The sequence below is a fragment of the Amycolatopsis thailandensis genome, from assembly GCF_002234405.1.
Classification (GTDB): Bacteria; Actinomycetota; Actinomycetes; order Mycobacteriales; family Pseudonocardiaceae; genus Amycolatopsis; species Amycolatopsis thailandensis.
Genome location: NZ_NMQT01000307.1, coordinates 1 through 868, shown reverse-complemented (window position 1 = coordinate 868; position 868 = coordinate 1). Strand labels below are relative to the sequence as shown.

Annotated in this window: 1 protein-coding gene; it reads left to right on the top strand. The window is 71.2% G+C overall.

Features of this window, described 5'->3' with window-relative positions:
* Positions 1–78: 78 nt before the first annotated feature.
* Entirely contained in the window at positions 79–642 is a 564-nt protein-coding gene (locus CFP71_RS42505; protein WP_093939459.1) for a hypothetical protein, read from the top strand.
* Positions 643–868: the final 226 nt, after the last annotated feature.

Below are 868 nucleotides of genomic sequence, written 5' to 3'. Positions count from 1 at the left end.
GCTCGCTCGACGACGAGGGCGGCGACCGCTCGATCAGCTACGAGCGATGATCGGTAGCCGGGGAACGAGGGAGGACCGATGAGCGCTGTCGACCGGCTGGCGGCCGCCATGTCCAGGCAGGACGCCGCCATCACGGAGCAGATGGAGCAGCGCGGGCTACGGGAGCGGCATCTCGCCGATGCCAAGGCCCAGGCGGCGGAGACCATGCAGAAGGATGCCGCCATCCATGACAAGTACGCCGCCCACATGCAGGAATTGGGGAAGCGGAGCAAGGAAGCGGGCGGCTGGCTGACCGGCAAGACGACCGCCGACCGCAACCACACGATCGGCTTCGACCTCGAGGACGACGACAAGCCGGATGCCCGGTTCGCCGAGTTCGGTGCCCGTCAGGGGCCCGACACTTCGCGGCCGGTGCCTCCTCCGCCGCCTCTCCCGGTCGCGCCCGGCGTGCCCGGGATGCCGGCGACGGTGGACGTCCCGCCCGCCGCGGCGCCGACGCCCGCTCCGAGTGCCGTGGCACCCGAAGCTCCTGGTTCGCCAGGCGCACCCGGCACGCCCGCGCGTCGCCGGGGTCGTCATGCCCGCGACGACAAGGGCTTCGACGACGACGACTTCTCGAACAACTCGTGGATGGTCGACTGACCCGCTTCACCGCACTTCAGGGCCCGGCTCACCAGAGCCGGGCCCTTCTCTTTGCCCCCTTCGCCCACCCGGCCCCGCGTCGCCTTTCGCGGGCTAATCGCGCTCCGGCCACCGGCGTGCCCAGGCCCGGGCCGTGTCGACTTTCGCGGGCTAATCGCGATCTGGGTGCCGTGTCGCGTTTAGCGGGCTAAACGCGATCCCGGGGGCGCGTCGCGATTAGGGGGCT